Here is a 19,226-nt window from a genome sequence, read left to right on the forward strand (position 1 = left end):
TCGGATAAGGAAAGCCGAGTTCTGAATTTTGGATAAAGTCGAGCTTATTTTAAGCAACGATAAACGAGCCGTTTCTGACTTTGAAGTGTCAAGGCAGATATAGAGCGCAATTGGAGAGGTGCGATTATGCAGAGCGTATTGCCTAGTCGCAGTTTTTGATAACTTTGAGCCACTAATTACACGAAATTAAAATTTTGTTGAATGAAGGCATCCCGTCCATCAAACTGCGACCTAGCAAAAGTGTTATGCGGTCGCACCCAGATCAAATGCTTGCGTGCCAAGGCTTTCAACTTTAAGAACCGACTAATTTCTTAGATTTTTCTTACTCAAGAATTGCTTGAGGCGGATTGATAATGTAAATAGAAAAAAGAATGGTAGAAACTCAGCTAGTTAAATACAGAGAATTTCAAAAGTTAAGTTGTTGGATCAATTGTTCATTCCAATCTTTAGTTGTTGGTCGCAGTCGTTTAGCGTGAGGTAAAATCTCTCTTATTTGTTTAGCAATTTGATCAGCAGTTGCATCATTATCATAGGCAGCAATTATAGTGGGAATTTTTGTAAAAAATTCGGAAGTTGGTATGCTAATAACACTATCTGCTGCCAAATATAAAGTTTTCTCTTTTGGGGGTAAAAGTGTTGCAATTCAAAGTACTTCGATGGGAGATTTAACAATAACTGCGCGAGAAATTTCATCACTGGTTTGTCCACCAATTGTCAGATGGAACCATCCGGCAGTACGTTTAGTACCTATAGCAAAGCCAACAAATGTGTTATCTCTACCCTGAGTACCGCGAAGAAAAGCGCCTGTGGTTTCTCCAGTCAAGTTTCGCATGATAAATACAGCATTTGCATTTTTGTCAGCGTAAATTAAACCGTTTGTGTGGAGAATATCAATTAAATATTCAGGGATTTTTCGTTGGGATGTCAAATAATTGTGTACATCTGTCCAATGAGTTTCATCGCTCAATGGTGGCTTGAAAGGAGAATTTAAATCGTATTTACTAATCTTTTCTACTTGAGAACGGATGTGATGGTTAAGAGCTTTAATTAATTGGGTGGAAGAAAAATGCTCTGCTAACCATTTCAGTGCGTTCTTACAATTACATCGATTGACGTGCATCACTAAATCAATTGCGCCACCACCACCTTTTTGGTAAGTGCCAAAGTCATAAAATTTTGAATCAATAATACTAATGATGTGCCCTTCTCCCTTCCATCGGTTCTGACCTTTTTTATCGGGAAAAAGTCCTAACTTGTAAGCCACATAATCTAAAGGTAAGTCTCGTAAAAGTTCCGCTTGTGCTTTCAACTGGGCTACTTCTAACTCCAGTTCACAAATGCGTTTTTCTAAACTCTGCCGTTCTCTTTCGGAAGCTAAAGCAGTAAGAGCTAAATGTTCTTTTTCGCTAAGTATTCGTTTTCGGTCAGCTAGTTGATAATTAACATTGTTGAGAGTAGGTTGAAGAGATTCTTGAACTTGTTCAAGATATGTAACTGCGTTTTGATGTTGTTGAGGCTGAGGAAAAATTTCTTTGATATCCAAGTTAAATGTTTGCTGGTTGACTTGGGCATAGTATTTTTTGATATCTGTGTGTTTGGCTCTTGAACCTTTGATTCCCCGTTCAATGCCAAGATGTGCAACCGCATTGGCAAAGCTGTCCTGCATTTGTGACAATTTTTGTCTGCCATTGAATAAAGCTCGGCAGTTGAGTTTACCATGATTATCGAGCGGTACTATATAAGCATGAATATGAGGAGTTACTTCATCCAGATGTAACTCGGCTCTGACGACTCTATCGGTGTAACGTTCTAGCAACCATTTACTAGATGCTTCGACAAAATTATCTAAAAAGTCTTGGTTGTAAGTGCCTGCTTGTGATGGGTTTTCGGGACGGAAATATTGAGGGCTGGCACTCAATAACATTTCTATTGCCAAGACAGCGTTGGAGCGGATTTTTTGACCGCCAATTTTCTCTTTGAATAGAGTCTCCATATCTATATCGTCAGCATTCCCAATTACCCGAATATTTTTTATCGATGGGTCTGCATTAGGAGTATCACGCTCTCTAGTAGTGTGCAAAGAGCTGCTTCCAAGTTCTCCCCAAGACTTGATTTTCTGAATTCTGCAAATTGCGTAAGTAGGCATATTTGCATCTTCCCACAGTCAGGATACAGAAATTATCTATGCTTGCCGGGTCAACATTTATTTTTATTTCTTAAAAATTATTTTACCAGACTTGATATTTAGAAGTGAGCTACTTAGACTTGCCTAACAATGTTCAGCTTTGCCGTTTTTGTACCCTTACGCTTTAAGCAAGCTAGACGTAGCTTCTGCGTTAGGAGACGCGTCTATACAAATAAATTACAAATAAATTAAAGGTTTTGGTATAATTACATTCCTTTTGACCAGTCTAAAACAGTAAGCCCAAAGCTATTCACCAAACAGTGGACAAAGCTAGACAACTAGCTCTGCTACTGGACAGATAGCCAGTTCCTAAGTCTTACTCTTAAGGTTAGTCCAGTTCGTTACAAGTATTGCAAGTCGGTTCACCGCAATGATGGATATATATATGCATTTTCCACAAATGTCCAATGAATCGGCGCTTAAAGGAATAGCGATCGCGGCTATATCTCCCAACGGTATCTTTATGATAGTTGTTTCCCAGACACGATCCAATTGCCCATATAAAATCATCTATATCGTATATACGCGGATATCCCGTATGCGATGATGGTAGTGAGAAGAGTCGGGGGAGTAGGGGGAGATGGGGAGGTAGGGGGAGTGAGTAAATATTAGACAGAGAAGCAAATGGTTAAAGAACTGGTTAGAAAACACCAAGATTTAGAAATTTATAAGATGGCATTTGATATGGCGATGCAAATTTTTGAATTATCGAAAAAGTTTCCTGTGGAGGAAAGGTATTCGCTTACCGATCAAATTCGTCGTTCAGACGCTCCTAACGTCGCTAACGCTTCGCTATCCCGTTCTGTGTGTGCGAATTTAGCTGAGGCATGGAGAAAGCGTCGATATGAGGCAGCATTCGTCGCAAAATTGAATGATTGTGAATCAGAAGCAGCCGAAACTCAAACCTGGATAGAGTTTAGTGTTAAATGTGGTTACTTGGATGTTGAGATTGGTCGAGAACTCTACGGAACCTATAACCAGATTTTGAGTGGATTAGTCAATATGATTAATCATTCGGAATCTTGGTTGATGAAGCACTAAGAGACTTGCAAGTAAATAACCATTCCATCGCTTTTGAAGCTGGGGGAGAAAGAGCATTTCCTTCCACTACTCCCCCTACTCCCGCTACTTCCCCCACTTCCCCGACTCTTCTCACTTCTCACTTCTGGACAACAAAAGCGCGAGGGACTGGTGGAATATCCGCAGATAAATATAAAACTTCTCTCAGAAGAAGACCGGGAGTTGGTGAAGCAGGCCAAGCAGCGTGCTGAGGATTTGCGCTTAACTTTTAAAGAGTTTGTGCTGGATTGTATTAGAAACGCACTTGTAGAAGAGAGTCCCAATAGTGCAGATAGTGCAACTGCTGCCGAAATTGAAGCTTTGAAAGTTCAAATCGCCGCCCTGTCAGAGAAAGTGAGTATTCCTTCTGCGACCAAAACGGAAGTGCATACGCTCCAGGAAAGGGTAAATCAATTGCGGGTGGGGATTTCAAATGAAATTAAGAAGGATAGGGAGCAACTTGCTTCTTTGGCGCTGGCGCTCTCCCGACTTGAAAGCCAAATTGAACAGCTGGTGCCTTCCTTAAATCTTCAAGTGGATGGCGAGGTAAATTCAAACAGTGATGGCGATTGGCTTTTTGGAGAAGACTCCGGTGCTGAACTACCGTTAACTTAACCCTCTTGTGTCACTATCGCGGTAGTATAATAATGTACAAAGCCTAGAACCAAGACATAAAGCATGGTAGAGCCTCGTTCACCCATAAAAACCGTCAAGTTTGTGGATGAATATTGCTTATGGTATAAAAACCTGTTTTCAGATGTTAGGAATTTTGAAGCTTTCAAATATCTACATATAGGATGTATTTCCGATTTAAAACGGAAAAGTCTACCTGAAATAGCGAAAATTGTCGGGCTAGATAACTATCAAGGACTACATCATTTCTTAACTACACCATCATGGTCAGTAGAACAGTTAAGAGCTTTGCGATTACAACTAATTTTAGAGGTACTAAAAGGAAGACCAATCATTTTAATTATTGATGAAACAGGAGATAAAAAGAAAGGTAATACCACAGATTATGTGAAACGTCAGTACATAGGCAATTTAGGAAAAGTAGAGAATGGCGTTGTGGCAGTCACAGCTTACGGTATGTTCTGTGGAATGACATTTCCACTGCTGTTTGAAGTATACAAGCCACGAGAAAAATTAAAGCCAGGAGACAAATATCTTACTAAGCCTCAAATCGGGGCAATGCTAATACGCAAGCTACAGTTAATGGGATTCAAATTCAACTTGGTACTAGCAGATAGCTTATATGGTGAGAGTAGCACAAATTTTATACCCGTATTAGATGAATTAGATTTAAATTATCTAGTAGCAATTCGCTCAAACCATTCTGTAGCATTGCTTAAAGGTCAGTATACTCAATATTTAAACTGGCATAAGTTTAAAAGAGTATTCTCTGACTTAAGTAGTGAGAATCGGTTTATTAGAGAAATAATACATGGCAAACGTAGCAATCATAGGTATTGGCAAATTACTACAGACACTCTTAACTTACCTGGAAACTCTACCTGGTATGTAATGAGTAAATACCCAGACATTACACCAAGAGAAGTTGGGAATTTCTATGGCTTTAGGACATGGGTTGAGTATGGTTTAAAACAAAGTAAGAATCAGTTAGGTTGGGCAGATTATCGTTTTACTTGCTATGAAGATATTGAACGGTGGTGGGAGATTATTTGTAGCGCCTACTTAATGGTTAGTCTTCATTCAGAATCTCTGCGCCCTTATCCCCTAGATTCTCAATCAACATTTGCTTCACATCAGAGGTGGGATAATGGTAAAGGTTGGAAGAATATTCTCAATAATCTCCGTCTCATCCTTCAACCTTTTACCCTATTTAATTTAATTCAGCCTTGGCTTTCAGTTTTTCCTATTCCTCATTTATCTTTGGGATTTGCTAAACTCCAATCTGTTGTTTATTACCTTACCTATCCTACTTTTATATCCCTGACTGACCCTGATTTCTATTTTTCCTCTGCCTAAAGTGACACAACAGGGTTAAGCATGGGAATTGAAGAATGGGGACGGCGTAAAGCCTGCGGCATAGCTACGCTTAACGCGCAGCGTCTCGTAGAGAATAAATTCGCCTGCGCCTTTCTTTTATGCTTTCAAGCACCAGGTGTCCCCGCAGCAGAACACTTGGTGTAGTTCACCTGACTTGATTGAAATCTGCTGTAATTATTTAGTGGAGATTTTAGCCTTGTGTGAGCGTTAATTCTTCACGCTTGGCGGAATTGACAATTTTCACCAAGTGCTGATTGAGATAACTTTGGGCCGAAATGTACAGACTTTCCCAAATTTCTTGATTGCGACAAATTTTAGTCCCCACTGTATTTCCTGCTGTTTTCTCCGATATCAAGTATTTACGGTAATAGTTACCCCACAGGTGTTGGAGAAAGTTTTCGGCGAATTCGTCAAAAGGAATAATCCAGTTATAGTCTTGGTCTAGGAATACCCGATAGGATGCAATTATGGGTAGTGCCAGGTCAGTTGGCGCACCAAACCCAAACGAGTACTTGCTGTCGGGGAGAAGGGTAGTTTTGCGTGTATCGATTGATGCTAAGTCGTTGACACCCTTTCTTCTGGGGTTGCTGATATGTTCTTGGATGATTTCGTACAGTCTTTGCTCAATCCACAGAGCTTTGGGAAGTAGAGGCAATAGAAGAGTTAATCTTTCTCTCTCAGTGTCTGTGATTTGGCTTGGGGTATTCGTACCTGTAGGGTGCTTGCTTCGTTTATTGCCGTCGGGATTGTATCTATTTCTGTCGAGGCAGTTTAGAAGCTTGAACAAGTGGTTAACATTACACTGAGCATTTCTAGGAGCGCCACTTTGGTTTTGGTAATAGGCTATTCTAAATTTTCTATCTTCTGCTCTTTCTAACTGGGCTAAATACTGCTTGATAAATTTGTAATCTCCCCTGGCGTTGACTTTGGAGCGAGAATCCACAGGAGAAGTGGTATTTGAGGCGAGGGCTATATCTTTAGCCTCCTCTTCCTGGAGTCCGATGTGGATGGTAACTTTGACTCTGGCTTGGGTTAGGTCATATTTGTAATTTTTAGCTTGCTCAAACGCTAAAACTGTGTGACCTCCATTGATAATGCCATCGCTACCCCCCTCGCTAGCTTCTAATACTTCTAGTAGTCTGCCAAGCTAACTTTGCTATGTTAAATTTGGATATAAACGCTCCATTTTTCGGCGAGCATCTTTGGTTTGAAAACCCCAATAAACACTAGCTTTTTGCTGATTACGTTTTTTCTCCCAAGCGGCAATCTCAGAAGTTAATGTTTCTGCATTAGGAATACGCCGTTCTAAACATTGGCGAGATAAAACAGATAATTCGATTTCTACCTGATTCAGCCCTTCGGGTTCGCCAGTTGCTTCAAGTCGGGGAACCCGCCCAACGCACTGGCTCACCAAGAAGCGTGTTTAGGAGTATAGTGAAACTCTAACTTTTGAATAATTCGACGTGCTTCTTCTGGTGGAAAAACTTCATATAATGCATTGGGTGTATGAATATTCAAGTTATCAACTACTAAACGAATAACATCGGCATCTCGGTAGGAAACATCTACTAAATTTTTCATTTGTTTAGCAAAATCGGCTTTAGTTCGACGTTCTGTAACTTCGATATGCCGCCATCCAGCCAAGGGTTGAAAACATGCGAATAAATTACTGTCCCGTTACGTTTATACTCAAAATCATAACGTTCAGGTTGCTCTGGCTGTGGTGGCAAAGGAAGTCTTACTTCTTCTACTAATTGGTATGGACGTTCATCAAAGCAGACTACAGGGCGTTTAGGATCATAAGGCTCATTGTATAAATCCAGCACATCTTCCATTCGGAAAACATATTCTGCGTTAACTTCAGGAATACACCATTGTTCTTTCAACCAAGGCTTAATTTCATTTTTTTTAAAGTTTGACGTACTGTTTCATCTGAGATTGAATCTATGATACCAACGTTCACTAAATGATCTGCTAATAATGCATTGTCCAACGCACTCTTCCTTCTGGCGGATTAGAACAAGCTGTTGCAATCAAAAATGCTTCTTGCTTTTCATCTAATTTTTTATGTTTTGGTGGATGAACTTCATCCTTTAAAGCAAAATCTAACCCTCCAATGACAAATTTTTCTCGTATTCGTTGCACTGTTGCAACATGCGCTCTAACTATGCTAGCGATCGCTTGATCCGTTTCTCCTTCGGAAGCCATCAAAAGAATGTTTGCACGGCTTATGGTTCTTGCCTTATGCTTACCTTTCTTAATTATCGATTGCAGTTGGGAAACTTCATCTTCATTCAAGTCAACAATGTACTTTTTTGCCATGTTACACCCCGTTTCTGGCTATTTTACCAATTAGAGGTTTTACTTAGCAAAGTTACCTTGGTACACTACTAATTCGACAAAATCGCAACGATCTAGAGTTCCATCCCTGACTCAATGCCATAACTCAAATAACTTTTCCAGGTGTTTAACCAGTGCAGTTCCTAATTCTTTAGATATTCCAGGACGTTCAGAGATTTTGATAAAATCCCGTCGCAGATGCGCCGTGGCACTTTGCCGACGTTCTATGTCTACCCAGTTGTACGCACCGTGTCGGTCTGAGGTTAAAATACCTGCAAAGTTTTCACCCAATAGGTTTTTGACAGCAGAGGTGCAACGAGTCAAGGCAACTTCAAAAAATGTGACTAACGGTGTGACTCCAACCCATAGCCAAGCTTGACGCTGTTTCGGATTGCCACCGTCGATATTACCTTGGTTAAAGCCTGTTTCATCCGCTCCCACTACGTTTGAGTGCTGGACGTAAAGTTTTGCTTCATCCACACAATTGGCAACTGCATTGTTCGCTTCAATTCGGAGTGTGTTTACGGTTCCCAATGACATTGAAATGCCAAACAAGTCAGCCAAAGCGCTTTGCACCATGCGCTGACTATTGCGGTACACTCCACTTAACAGCGCCACCATTGCAACAACTCTTACTCCGTACTCACTTGGGTTCACGTCGTCGGGCAATTTTGCACGAGTATTCGTACCGCATTGCCCACAGGTCAATTGGTGTAAGCGATGTTCAATAACGATCAGTTCAATCGGCGGAATCTCAACTATCTGATGTCGATAGGGGAAAGCGTCTTCTCCACTTAGGCTTTCTCCACAACTCTTACATGTTATCGGGTGGTGGTTGTGAACAAAGCGACATTTTTCTATCGGGTACAAGTCACGACTATGACCTGAATGACCTGGTTGCCCTCCCCGTTTTTTGTTACTTTTCTTTTTCTCCTGCTTCTTCCCAAATCCGGGTGGGTCTGCTGAGGGGGGAGATGATGAATTCTCGGATGTACGATTGGCCTTCTCTAATAGCTGTTCTTGGACTGTGAGAACTTCCGCCAATTGTTTTTCTAAGCTTTCGATTTGCTGCCCCATTCCCTCTACCAGTTTCTGGACACTGGCTGGAGTTCTTTCCCAATCAACAAGGTGTATTTCCTCGACGCAGGCTGGGCACTTTTTTTCCATAAATCTCACATTACCAGATTTTGGCCGTCCTAATTGACGATCGCCTGACAACCCCTTGAACGGTTACGTTAAGTTTGGATGCGAGGTACGTCTGTGGTGTGCGATTGGCTATTGGTGGCGTAGGTTATGAGTAGTTTACTGCTCCATCAAAACTGTTACTGTGAGTCAGTGATTGTGCAAGTTCTGAGTTTGGGGCAAATAATCTCTATCGCCTTGCCCTTAAATAAAACAATTGTGTGTTTTTTATCTCCTCCATCTCCTAAAGTGACTCGTTTATGGATGCTCGTTTTTTCCATATCCCTGACGGTATTCTCAAAGAAAGGTGGTCTTAAAGACGCTCTCTGCGAGACGCTAAAAGCGAACGCGGACTCGCTCTAAGCGGAGCTATGCCGTAGGCTTTACGCTGCGCTATCAGTGGAGGATTCAGACCCGCCACTGAATTGTTGCACCACCAAATTTCAAAAAGCATTTGGCGATCGCTCGTGTTGGTTGTAACCAGGCCAAAAGTTGCAGGGTCTGGTTACAAAGTCCTAAAAAATCTCAGGGGTCTTGAAGTTGTGCTAATTTCTCCAGCTATGCAAAATAATCCATCCTTTAAAAGCCTTGCGAAATAAGACTTACGTCATGTGTTTCTTTAAAGAAATCCGAGCTAAATTGAGCTGATTGTCTGCTCTAGGCAGCAGAGAAATCCCAGACATTCAGGGTGCTGGATTGAACATTAATTAATGTAGCCAATAACTCTTTAGTTTCACTAATGACGATCGCAGTATCCTTAGAATTTTGGGTAATGCTCAGTTGTCCAAAGGTAAGACCGTTGCGTAATCCGATAAAGTCCTGACCCTTGACAAAATTGTAAATAATGTCACTGCCAGCACCAGGATAAAGTACGAATTGATCGATTCCCGCACTACCATACAGGGTATCATTACCAAATCCACCATCTAGGACTGAGTTTCCGCTACCCGCAACCAGTAGGTCAGCACCGTTGCCACCTAAGAGAATATCTCTGTAAGCGATATCCTGGAACTGGGGTTTGCCATTATGATCTACAGAAATCTTTACCAGAGAATCTGTAGGAATTTTTTGATTATCCCCTGGAATATTTTCGCCGTAGAGTTGGTCATTACCGTTACCGCCTACTAGGTAGTCATCGCCCTGGCCACCGATTAGGGTATCATTGCCATCATTACCATTGAGATAGTCATTGCCAGCACCACCATCAAGGTAGTCGTTGCCACTGCCGTAAAAGTCATAACCATTATCAACAGTATTAAATTGATTGTCGTTATAGCCGTAGCCATTACCGAAATCACCATAGAGGAAATCATCGCCTTCTCCACCAAAGAGCAAGTCATTACCAAAGCCGCCCTCTAAATAGTCATGACCACTACCGCCATCCAGGGTATCGTTATTATAGCCATGACTCTCATCGAACTGACCCTCGGTTTTATTGCTTTGACCTGCAAAAAATGGAAAATCGCCAAAGAGGAAATCATTTCCTTCTCCACCTAATAGAGAGTCTCTACCCAGACTACCCTCTAGATAATCATCACCAGCGCCAGCAATCAGGGTATCGTTACCACTGTATAAAGTAGAAGTGTCGCTGTTGTAGGTATTGCCCTCACCAGTAATTAATTGGTCATCGCCAATTAGGAGATCGCTACCGTCACCACCGATGAGTGAGTCGTTACCGAAGCCACCATAAAGGTTGTCATTGCCAATACTGCCATCCAAGGTATCGTTATTGCCGGATAAGCTGTCACCATAGCCATTCCCGTAGGTATGAGTCTCATCATCGCCATAAAGGAAATCATTGCCCTCACCACCCAACAAGTAATCACTGCCAAGTCCACCTACTAATAGGTCATTGTCTGCACCACCATTTAGGGAGTCTATACCATCGCGACCATAGAGCTGGTCATCCCCAGTGCCACCATCCAGGACATCATTGCCGATATCACCATCAAGTAAGTCCCGCCCTGCTTGTCCGTAGAGGCGGTCATCACTGCCTTGGCCATAGAGGAAGTCATCACCTTCACCACCGTCTAAGAAGTCACTACCTGCACCACCATAAATGAAATCATTTCCTTGCTGACCATAGAGTTGGTCATTGCCATCGTTGCCATACAGTAAGTCGTTACCTTGACCACCATCTAAAAAGTCATCTCCGGCTTGCCCAGTCAGATAGTCATCACCCGCTTGGCCATAGAGAACATCGTTGCCATCACCACCATTGAGTTTGTCATTGCCATCACCACCATCAAGTTTGTCATCCCCCGCTTGACCAAATAGCGTATCTTGACCTGCACCCCCGAATAGTCCATCATTACCATCGCCGCCTTCTAAATAGTCATCTCCACTTTGACCGTAGAGGATATCATTATTGGCATCACCATAGAGCGAGTCATTACCGTCGCCTCCATCTAGATAGTCATCACCAGAACCGCCATACAAAATATCTGTACCTGCTTGACCAAAGAGGCGATCGTTATTAGCGTTACCAAATAACAGGTCATTACCGTCACCACCATCTAGCAGGTCATTGCCAGAGTCGCCATACAGTTGGTCATCGCCTTGGCGACCATAGAGTTGGTCATCACCATCTCCACCGTAGAGAGTGTCCAATCCTTGACCACCATCTAGTAGATCGTCACCGTTACCTCCGAACAGCTGGTCATTGTCATTTTCACCATAGAGTTGGTCGTTGCCATTATCTCCAGAGATGATATCGATGCCATTGCCACCATAAAGGCGATCGTTACCTTCGTTACCATTTAGGGTATCATTCCCGGCTTCACCGTAGATTAAGTCATTGCCACCCAATCCACAGATTTGGTTATTGCCGGCATCGCCTTGCAGATTGTCGTCGTATTCTGAACCTTCTAGGTTTTCAATGCCTGTCAACACATCTCCTTTGGCATCTCCAGCCGAGCCTGTTCCTGTGGTCAGACTGACTGCAACTCCACTTCCTGAATTGAAATAGGAAGCTGTATCAACGCCAATAAATCCGAGTATTGTTGTGCCGAAGAAACCACCATCCAGGGTATCAGCACCTTTACCGCCAACTAGGAAGTCGTCACCGTCATCGCCTCTGATAATGTCGTTCCCATCTTCACCAAAGAGGATGTCATCTCCACCGCCTCCAGATACTGTATCGTTACCTCCCCCTGCGTAAATGGCGTTTTTGTTGATGTCACCTGTGAGTTGGTCGTTAAAGTTAGAACCGATGATATTTTCTATACTATTGAGGGCATCAATGCTACCAAATCCATCAAAGGCGATACCCAATCCTGGGACTGAGAGAAATCCTAAAGTAACTGTGACTCCCTTGGGGTCACGTCGGTAACTAACTGTATCAATGCCGTCATTACCATCCAGTACATCGTAGCCAGCGTTACCAACTAGCAGGTCATTACCGCTTAAGCCTTCAATGATGTTGGTTTCGGAGTTGCCAATTAAAATGTCATCAAAGGTCGAACCGACGATGTTTTCAAGGTTTTTGAGGGTATCTACATTTCCATATCCATCGTAGGCAGTACCTGCATTAATCCCAAATTCCGGTTCTAGGTCAGTTGGTATGGTTCTTTCACTAATACAGTCTATATGGATAGAACCACCAGGGTTGGTATAGCCGCTCTGTTCATCGATGTTGACTGTTACTCCACTAGGTGAGGTGACATAGAGGACTGTATCAAAATCTGCGCTATTATCTCTCTCTTCACCGCCATCTATCGTGTCATTACCAGCATCACCTGATATGATGTCAATACCAGCGCCACCAAATATAGAGTCGTTTCCTGGTTTGTCAAATTTGCCAACACCAGGGACTGTTGTCAGCAAATCTGCAAACTGAGCTAGTTGCTGGGGTGTTAAAAATTTCGATAAATCATCTTGATTCAGGGATAGTAAGTAGTCACCAATAATGATGTCATCACCTGCACTACCATTCAGAACATCGCTGCCAGAACCACCCAGAATAATATCAGTACCATCACCGCCGTCAATATTATCGTTGCCACCATCACCGGAGATAATGTCATTGCCCACGCCACCAAATATGGTGTCATTTCCTTCCGGTCCTAAATCAATGCTAGTACTTACACCATTACTAACAGTATTAAATCTTTGTGGCAGGAAGTAGTCACCAAAAATGATGTCATTACCAATGCCACCATTGATGTTGTCGCTGTCGGCGCCACCCAGAATGGTGTCATTTCCTTCATCACCATTAATGTTATCATCACCACCATCGCCACTGATGATGTCGTTACCAGCACCTCCAGATATTGTGTCACCGCCGGAGACTCCAAATTTATTGATCCCAGGGATTTGTGCCAATTGAGCTGGTGTTAACAAACTCTTCAAGGCGTTGGGTAGTTCTAGGAAATCGCCCAGGATAACATCGTTTTCGCTACCACCACTGATGCTATCTCTACCAGTTCCGCCAATGAGAATGTCTTCTCCTTGGTCTCCATTGATGGTGTCGTTACCACCATCACCACTAATGATGTCATTACCAGTACCTCCAGAAATAGAGTCATTACCTTCAGGCCCTAAATCAATGACAGAAGTTGTCCCATTGTTAACAACATCAAATCCTTGTGGGATAAAATAGTCACCGAAAATAATGTCGTTATCTACCCCACCACTGATGGTGTCGTTATTAGCTCCACCCAAGATGGTGTCAGTACCATCTCCACCATCTAGGCTATCGTTACCGCCATCACCAAGGATGATATCATTGCCAGCGCCACCTGAAATTGTGTCGTTGCCTGCTGCTCCCAGGTCAAACTGACTCTGGGTAATAACATAATCCCCTACCAGGACATCATCCTCGGTTCCACCATTGATTACATCACTTCCTGCGCCACCGATGAGGACATCGCTCCCTGCATCACCGTTAATAGTATCGTTACCGCGATCGCCAAAAGCAATATCATCACCATTACCACCGGAGAGAAAATCATTCCCTTCGTTACCTGGACCAATGGTAATGTTAATCGCACCAAGAGTTAGTTTGGCATTGCTGACTGAACCCGATCCAATGCCAATGAAAAATAAGTCTAAAGCAGGGAATAGGGCGTTGTTGGATCTGGGATCTCGGAAGCTGAAATCTGAGGGATTGAAAATAATCGGCGAAGGAACAGAACCAGAAGGAACTAGATCGCTGCCTGTAATAGTCGTGGTTGGTATACCTGGGAGGTAGTCGCCAAGGAGGATATCATTGCCATCTCCACCAAATATTTGATCGTTGGCTCCTCCACCAATCAGAATATCAGCGCCCCCAAAACCATTGAGGGTATCGTTGCCATCAATGCCATCATCATTAGGACCAAGGGCATCGCCCAATATAATATCGGTTTGATCCAACCCATTGAGAAGATCGCTGCCTCCGAATCCGGCCAAAAAACTAAAGTTAGGAGTATTGGGAAGAGTAAAGTTTTGAGCAGGAATGATTGTCACTTGTTCATTGCTGCTACCAATCAAGTCTGGGACAGTGATAGTACCTTTGAGATCGGGAAATGAGATGTTCTGTGGATTCGGGTTAGCAAAAATGGTGTTATTGCCAGCATCACCCAAGGCTAAATCCGGTAGACTGCTGATGCTGACGGGAATAGTTACTGTTGGTGTAGAACTTGCACTGCGAGGAATGGGAATAGGAGTAATGAAAATGATTCTAATATCAACTTCAGCCGAGATCACAGGTTGACTTTTGAGCAAGGAAGCTAGTGACATGAGTAAAACTCCTAACAAATGTAACTACATTAGGCGAGGTAATTAACCAATTGTTTTTATTAGTTAATCAGTCCAAAAGTGTTTAAAAGATGGTGAAAAACTGGAATGCCACAATATGCAGACACAGAACACAAATCTTTTATGCATTAAAAATGCACTCATCTACAAACTGTAGATATTTGTTATTTAACGTTAGTTCGGGTTAAGGACTCTATTTCGAACGATTAGAGGAGATAATAAGGGTTTCACACTATCAAAACTAACAAGATAATCAAGGTTTCAGCTTATCCCGAACTTAGGTTCTTGAGGAACAAATAGTACAATTTCCCGATAACTCTCAACGTTAGTACAGTCTGTGAGAAATAACTAACCATGACAAAAATTTACCCACAACTAATATCACGAGTAGTTAGCAACTTTTGTCAAGCTGTACTAGTGGAATTATGCAGTTCTTTAAATTAATTACAAAGAGCATACAATAAAATCTGCTAATTTAAATATTTTTAACAAATTTTATCAACATCAGAATTCAGGAGTCAGGAGTCAGAATTTAGTTAGGTATTATGTACGACTGGCGGATAGCGAGTCTGCATACTCCTCCAAAGAAGCAAGCTACGCATAGCGTCTCGTAAAGAGCGTCTGAATAATCGGTGTTTTTGCACTTCCACCTTTGTTTAAATTTGGTGGTCTTCAATCAGTGTTTGCTCTACTAGTGACAGGTTGCGGCAATCCCAGGGCAGTTACTTTACTCTTAGTAGCGGGTCTTAATCTCGTACGAAGAGTGATTCTGAATTTACCAATTCTGAATTCTTCTTCAATCTAAAATTCTTTGTAATTCTACGGAAAAAGACTACTGTTGATTTCCCTTTATACTAAACTTATACTCAATAGAATCACGGATTTCATTGAAAATCAATAATTATGAGGTTGTCTTTACAAAAAATTTATATGTTCTTTTCCAGAAATTGTAATTTAATTAAAGTTTATCTAAAGTCTTAAGCAATCCTTAATATTTTTTATTTAAATGGATAAAAAAATGAACCTTTAAATTAAAAAAAGAAATAATTCTTAATAGATGAATTAACAAATGGAGATAGAGGTTAGAAGCTAGGACGTACCTTCCTTATATGATTGCGAACTGCCACAGCATTAATCTACTCAAGTAAGGTTTGAGAAATAACTTGCAATATTTCTTGCTGCTTGCTTTTGAGAAAGAAATGGTTGCCAGGAAATGTATGGAGTTGAAATTTGCTAAAAGTTTGTTCGCACCAAGCGCCAAGGGAAGCAGTAAGAACCACCTCGTCTTGTAGACCACTAAAGGCAGAAATAGGACAATCAAGTGGAGCTTCTTCTATGTATGAATAAGTTTCAGCTATTGCTAGGTCTGCTCGCAAGATACGTACAAATAATTTCATTAATCGAGGGTTTTGCAAGACAACGCTTGGAGTACCGTTGAAACGACATACTTGTTGAAAAAACTCGGCTTCGGGTAATTGGTGAATTGGTGGGTGTAAGTCAGGAGAATTAGGGGCTTGACGTGCAGAGATCAGCAGATGAAATGGTTGGCGATGTTTTAATTGACGCAACTGCCGTGCAGACTCAAAGCAAATCAAAGCTCCCAAACTGTGACCAAAAAAGGCAAAGGGACGGTCAAATTCGGGTAGAAGGGCGGGTATCATCTGCTGAAGTAGAGGTGTAAGCTGGCTGAACAGAGGCTCTTTAATTCTGTTTTCTCGTCCAGGGAGTTGTACTGCACAGACTTCTATTTGTGGAAGTAATCGATCCGCCCAAGGTTTAAAAAAAGAAGCACCTGCACCAGCAAAAGGAAAGCAAAATAGGCGTAAATGGGCTTGAGGATTGGGTTTAGGATATACGATCCAAGGATTTCTCATCACAAACAGAAGTGAATTGTAGTCTTTAAATTTTGACTTTTGAATGCGTGACTTTTGACTTCCCCATTCGCGTAGCGTCTCGCAGAGAAGGAGGGGGCTGAGGCTCATGGTTGGTCACAAATGTTCAAACATTTGTCTGGACTGAGTTAAAGACCATTTTTTCTCAATGCAAATATTCTTTAGAGAATCATTGATAATGATAATTGTGTTGAAGCTGGCTCTCCAACTCGATTATTATACAGGTTTATTTCTACTCAAATACGTATTGATAAAATTTACTTACTCTTAACCTTTTCTGAATGAGAATGAGTGACGTTATAAGTAAATTCAGTGAGGAATATATAAAGATTATGTAAAGTACTCTTTTAGCACATTGATTTAAATTTAAAAATATGCGTATATATTTGTATAAGTGTTATATATCTTTTTTTACAAATTCAAGAAAGAATATATGTAAAATCAACATTGTTACTTAATCAATTAAATTTATTTAAGTAACACGGCTTGGAGAAACAAAACTATCTAGCTAAAATTAGCTTGTAACTCCCTTCTCATAGAGCTTATAGCCTGTCTCAGCAATAAATGTTCGAGCCAATCTACTGAATAATCTTCCATCACCCAAAGATTTGTGATTGGCGCTACATTCTGATTTTACAAAAACCATGTTTAGAGAGAGCGTAGTTATTTAAAATAAGGTGTCTATAAAATGACTCTGAGTTATTTAAGAGATAGTGAATATAGCGTCTCAACGTTAGTTGATGTACTCATTTATCGAGCAAAGCACCAGCCAGAACAAAAAGCTTATACATTTTTAAAAAATGGAGAACAAGAAGCAGATAGTTTGACTTATCAAGAACTTCATCTGCGGTCTAGAGCGATCGCTGGTTCTCTGCAAGCTCTTAATCTTGTTGGAGAACGGGCGCTACTCTTTTATCAACCTGGATTAGATTTTATTGCTGCCTTCTTTGGATGTTTATATGCTGGAGTAGTAGCCGTTCCCGCCTATCCACCAAGAAAAAATCAAAATCTGAGTAGACTACAGGCAATTACAGCTGATGCCCAAGCTCAAATAGTACTCACTACAACCACATTACTGAATAACCGTGAGCTTTTTGCTGAACAGGAGTTAGAACTAGGACAGTTGCAATGGTTAACAACCGATGTGTTAACTAATGAACTCACACAATCATGGCAGCAACTAAAACTTGAAGAGAATTCCTTAGCTTTCTTACAATACACTTCTGGTTCTACTGGGAATCCCAAAGGTGTAATGGTCAGTCATGGCAACCTTTTACATAATTCTCGCGCGATCGCCCAATGTTTTGGTCATTCATCCAACAGCAAAGGTTTGATTTGGTTACCTCCTTACCATGATATGGGATTGATTGGTGGTATTTTACAACCTCTTTACGCTGGGTTTCCCGTGGTATTGATGTCACCAGTAGACTTTTTGCAAAAACCCATACGTTGGTTACAAGCAATTTCTCGCTACAAAGCTACTACTAGTGGTGGTCCGAACTTTGCATATGAGCTATGCCTGCGTAAGGCCACACCTGAACATTTAGAAAGTCTAGACTTAAGTAGTTGGGATCTTGCTTTTACGGGTGCCGAACCCATTCGTGCTCAAACGTTGGAGCAATTCACCAAAACTTTTGCACCCTGCGGTTTTAATCAAAAAGCATTCTATCCATGCTATGGTATGGCGGAAACAACTCTGATTGTTTCTGGAGGAGAAAAAACAGAATTACCAATCCTTTGTAAAGTTGATCCTGCAGCACTAGAACAAAATCGAGTAGTCAACGTTATAGATGAACAGATTGATGCTAGAACCTTGGTCGGGTGTGGGCAAAGCTGTCAAGATATGAGCATTGTTATTGTCAATCCCGAGTCTTTAAGTGTTTGTTCGGAGAAACAAATTGGCGAAATCTGGATATCAGGTTCAAGTGTGACTCAAGGCTACTGGAATCAAGCTGAACTCACAGAGAAAAACTTCTATGCTTATGCAGATATGGGAGAAGGTCCATTTTTGCGTACAGGAGATTTGGGATTTTTACAAGATGATGAACTGTTTGTCACAGGTCGGATTAAAGATATCATCATTATTCGTGGGCAAAACCATTATCCTCAAGATATTGAACTCACTGTAGAGAAGAGTCATCCTGCTTTGAGAGTAGGTTGTTTAGCTGCCTTCGCGGTAGAATCCAAAGGTTCTGAAAGATTGGTTGTTGTTGCTGAAGTTGAAAGAACTTACTTAAAGAAATTAAACATTCAAGAAGTCGTCAATAAGATTAGACAAACAGTAGTAACAGAACATGGGTTAGATGTATTTGCTGTGGTATTGGTGAAGACTGGAAGTATTCCAAAAACTTCTAGTGGTAAAATTCGCCGTTACGTCTGTCGAACCGCATTTTTGTCAGGCAGCTTGGATGTTGTCCAAGACTGGAGTGAAAGTCCAGAAAGTACTAAAAAATATATCAATTTACAGGCAGAAATTGAAACTATTTTGCATAAATTGCAAATTGAGACACAAGGGTAGAACTGAGAGTGATAAAAGCTTACGTAGCGAATATCAACAAGAAATTATTATGTTATCTGTGGAGGATTTACTCTTCGTAGATGAAGTGGGACTGAACTTAGGAATGGCTCGCCAATTCGGATGGGCGCTATCAGAACAAAGAGCTTATGGGACTCGCCCTTAACAACAAGGTCAAAATGTCAGCCTAAATCAATACAGTTCAGTTAAGAATTTCTTTCTTCTCTTCGCGTTCTTTGCATTCTTCTCTGCAAGACGCTTCGCGAAAGCGGTTCGTTAAAAAAGTTGACTTTGACAAAGAGTT

General features: G+C 41.4%; 11 protein-coding genes and 2 pseudogenes. 6 read left to right on the forward strand and 7 right to left on the reverse strand.

Annotated elements, in window-relative coordinates; all coding sequences use genetic code 11:
* Nucleotides 1-406 precede the first annotated feature (406 nt).
* Entirely contained in the window at nt 407-604 is a 198-nt protein-coding gene (locus tag NPUN_RS43355) for a toprim domain-containing protein (protein ID WP_234710937.1), read from the reverse strand.
* A gap of 39 nt (nt 605-643) precedes the next feature.
* The gene (gene mobV, locus NPUN_RS16950) at nt 644-2,146 is read right to left on the reverse strand and encodes a MobV family relaxase (RefSeq protein WP_012409753.1); all 1,503 of its coding nucleotides are present in this window, start codon (nt 2,144-2,146) and stop codon (nt 644-646) included.
* 663 nt (nt 2,147-2,809) lie between these two features.
* Between mobV and NPUN_RS16960 the strand changes: the two genes are divergently transcribed.
* The 4 genes from NPUN_RS16960 (at nt 2,810) to NPUN_RS41970 (ending at nt 5,398) form a co-directional block, all read left to right on the forward strand.
* The gene (locus tag NPUN_RS16960) at nt 2,810-3,226 is read left to right on the forward strand and encodes a four helix bundle protein (protein WP_012409754.1); all 417 of its coding nucleotides are present in this window, start codon (nt 2,810-2,812) and stop codon (nt 3,224-3,226) included.
* A gap of 150 nt (nt 3,227-3,376) precedes the next feature.
* Nucleotides 3,377-3,859, forward strand: coding sequence for a hypothetical protein (locus NPUN_RS16965; protein ID WP_012409755.1), 483 nt, complete (start codon nt 3,377-3,379; stop codon nt 3,857-3,859).
* A gap of 63 nt (nt 3,860-3,922) precedes the next feature.
* A complete protein-coding gene (locus tag NPUN_RS16970) occupies nt 3,923-5,233 on the forward strand; it encodes an IS701-like element ISNpu5 family transposase (RefSeq protein WP_012409221.1) in 1,311 nt (436 codons plus the stop codon).
* Between the two features lie 21 nt (nt 5,234-5,254).
* Nucleotides 5,255-5,398 (forward strand): hypothetical protein, encoded by a 144-nt coding sequence (locus NPUN_RS41970; RefSeq protein WP_167315639.1) that lies wholly within the window; start codon nt 5,255-5,257, stop codon nt 5,396-5,398.
* 46 nt (nt 5,399-5,444) lie between these two features.
* Here NPUN_RS41970 and NPUN_RS16975 read toward each other — a convergent pair.
* The 5 genes and pseudogenes from NPUN_RS16975 to NPUN_RS17000 form a co-directional block, all read right to left on the reverse strand.
* Nucleotides 5,445-6,389, reverse strand: a pseudogene (locus tag NPUN_RS16975) (AIPR family protein); the annotation flags it as partial.
* A gap of 21 nt (nt 6,390-6,410) precedes the next feature.
* Nucleotides 6,411-7,576 (reverse strand): annotated as a pseudogene (locus NPUN_RS40115) (IS630 family transposase).
* 111 nt (nt 7,577-7,687) lie between these two features.
* On the reverse strand, nt 7,688-8,761 hold the full coding sequence (gene tnpC, locus NPUN_RS16990; protein WP_012409756.1) for an IS66 family transposase: 1,074 nt from the start codon (nt 8,759-8,761) through the stop codon (nt 7,688-7,690).
* A 672-nt stretch (nt 8,762-9,433) separates the two neighbouring features.
* Nucleotides 9,434-14,497, reverse strand: a complete 5,064-nt coding sequence (locus tag NPUN_RS44140) for a calcium-binding protein (protein ID WP_012409757.1) — start codon at nt 14,495-14,497, stop codon at nt 9,434-9,436.
* 1,154 nt (nt 14,498-15,651) lie between these two features.
* Nucleotides 15,652-16,389 (reverse strand): thioesterase II family protein, encoded by a 738-nt coding sequence (locus NPUN_RS17000; protein ID WP_052304627.1) that lies wholly within the window; start codon nt 16,387-16,389, stop codon nt 15,652-15,654.
* 706 nt (nt 16,390-17,095) lie between these two features.
* On the opposite strand from NPUN_RS17000, the gene NPUN_RS17005 reads away from it, so the two are divergent.
* Together NPUN_RS17005 and NPUN_RS40855 are read left to right on the forward strand one after the other, a co-directional pair.
* Nucleotides 17,096-18,925, forward strand: coding sequence for a fatty acyl-AMP ligase (locus tag NPUN_RS17005; protein WP_012409759.1), 1,830 nt, complete (start codon nt 17,096-17,098; stop codon nt 18,923-18,925).
* Nucleotides 18,909-19,088, forward strand: coding sequence for a hypothetical protein (locus NPUN_RS40855; RefSeq protein WP_148220334.1), 180 nt, complete (start codon nt 18,909-18,911; stop codon nt 19,086-19,088). Before NPUN_RS17005 ends, NPUN_RS40855 begins: the two co-directional genes overlap by 17 nt.
* The last annotated feature ends 138 nt before the right edge of the window (nt 19,089-19,226 follow it).

The organism is Nostoc punctiforme PCC 73102 (assembly GCF_000020025.1).
GTDB lineage: Bacteria > Cyanobacteriota > Cyanobacteriia > Cyanobacteriales > Nostocaceae > Nostoc > Nostoc punctiforme.